Below are 1897 nucleotides of genomic sequence, written 5' to 3' on the forward strand. Positions count from 1 at the left end.
CGGGCTGTTCCCGCTTTTGAGATCGAGGCCCGCTACGATTCTGGGGAACCGATGGGATCCGCCCGGGTGACGGTATTTGCGCCAACGGATCCCACTACCCCTTGGCAGGAGGGACAGACGGATGCGCGGGGACGATTTCTGCTGCAGCCGGATCCCAACCTGACGGGCCTCTGGCAGGTGCGGATTCGCCAGGCGGGGCATGGGGTGTTGGTCAACGTGCCGGTGGGCGAGGAGTTCCCTCAGACAGAAGGGATCCCCAGCGCTTCCCCACCCTTTGGGCCTTTGCAGCGGGGGGTTATGGCTGCCTGTGTCATTTGGGGCTGTCTGGGCACAGCTCTCTTCTTCTCCAGGCCCCGTCAATCTGGTTACGCAGCGGTGGAGAGCCCACCGGTTTCGGGATCTCCAGGGTCAGGAATCTCAGGCTCCCAGGCTGGCTCCTCTGCTCTGGAGTAGGACTGACCATGCACATCAGCGATGGCATTTTGCCAGCACCGCTTTGGCTAGGGGGTTATGGCATCACCGCCCTGATCACCAGCTACAGCTTGCGGCTTCTCCGTCGCGCCGGCGTTGCCGAGCAATGTCCTTGGTGGGAACGGGATCCCCGCCATATTGCTACGCAACGCTGTCGCGACCAGTTGCCCAAAGCGGCTTTGCTCACGGCTGTCTTTTTTGTGGCCTCTTCGATTCACCTGCCCTTTCCCCCGGCCAGCCTGCATCTGGTGCTGAACGGGTTGATGGGTCTGATGTTGGGGGCTTTGGCCTATCCGGCGATTGTAGTGGGCTTGTTTTTTCAGGCGGTGGCCTTTGGCCATGGGGGCCTGACCACATTGGGCATCAACGCCGCCATTATGGGGATCCCGGCGCTCCTGGCCGGTGGGATTTTTCGGGCAGGCCGTCGGGTGATGGGGGCCGGAGTGTCTGCCTTCTTGGCGGGAGCGGTTGGGGTGGGTCTAGCAGTGCTGTTGTTTTACGGGGTGGTCATGGCTGCTGTGGTTGACGCTGGCAGCGGGATCCTCTCCACAGAAGCCGGTCGCCTGGCTCTTGGGAGCTTGGTGGTGGCCCACATCCCCCTGATGGTGGTGGAGGGGTTGTTCGCCAGTTGGGTGGTGCTGTTTTTGCAGCGGGTACAACCGGCGCTGCTGGGAGAGTATGGCAAGAGATGAAGCCGGCTCAGGGATCCCTTGCTGCTGGCGCGGTCAACAATCCCATCCTCACCCCTCCAAACCCCTTTCCTGGCTGCACCGGTGGCAACCTCTGCCCAAGGTGCTGGGCCTGATGGCGCTGATGGCGGCTTTCGCCTCGGTGAGGTGCCTGGCCCTCTTGCCGCTCATCTGGGCGCTGGTGGCTGGACTGTGGAGCCTGTCGGGATTGCCTTGGAGCCTCGGGCTGAGGCGGCTGGCAGCCCCAGGGCTGTTGGTGGCAGGGTTGATGGGGATCCTACCCTTCTGGGCGGGGGAAACCATCCTGTGGCGCTGGGGATCCCTGGCTCTGCGTTGGGAGGGGCTGCAGATGGCGCTTCGCATTGGGGGGAGAGGGCTGGCCCTATTTGCCCTCACGATGCTGCTGCTGGAGACCACCCCCACATCGGAACTGTTGGCAGCTTTGCGGGCCCTGGGGATCCCAGACCTCCTGCTGGAACTGGCCTGGCTCACCCAGCGCTATTTGCAGGAGGTGGCCGCTCAGTGGCAGCAGATGCAACGGGCAGCCCGGCTGAGGGGTTGGCGACCGCGGGGATCCCTGTGGCGTCCTGGGCCGTCTCTAAGACAAGATCTGCCCTTTCTGGCCGCTTCGGTGGGCACCCTGTTGGTGCGCAGCTACGAGCGCTCCGAGCGCACCTATCAGGCGCTGCGACTGCGGGGCTACGGACGGGCACCTCTGTTTTCGACGGCGGCTGGCG

Annotated in this window: 3 protein-coding genes; all 3 read left to right on the forward strand. The window is 64.0% G+C overall.

Translation table 11 applies throughout. The annotated features are described in order from the left end of the window. On the forward strand, positions 1 to 453 hold a 453-nt coding region (locus tag NW820_RS05025), incomplete at its 5' end, for a hypothetical protein (protein WP_414406855.1). An 8-nt stretch (positions 454 to 461) separates the two neighbouring features. Then, the gene (gene cbiM / locus NW820_RS05030) at positions 462 to 1163 is read left to right on the forward strand and encodes a cobalt transporter CbiM (RefSeq protein ID WP_414330636.1); all 702 of its coding nucleotides are present in this window, start codon (positions 462 to 464) and stop codon (positions 1161 to 1163) included. Then, the coding region (cbiQ, locus tag NW820_RS05035) for a cobalt ECF transporter T component CbiQ (protein WP_414406856.1) at positions 1150 to 1897 on the forward strand (748 nt) is incomplete at its 3' end. The genes cbiM and cbiQ, both read left to right, overlap by 14 nt.

This window comes from Synechococcus sp. R55.7 (assembly GCF_047461955.1).
Taxonomy (GTDB): domain Bacteria; phylum Cyanobacteriota; class Cyanobacteriia; order Thermostichales; family Thermostichaceae; genus Thermostichus.

Bases quoted from the DNA above. Each gene is read 5' to 3' on its own strand.
- cbiM (WP_414330636.1), top strand. From the start codon at position 462: ATGCACATCAGCGATGGCATTTTGCCAGCACCGCTTTGGCTAGGGGGT.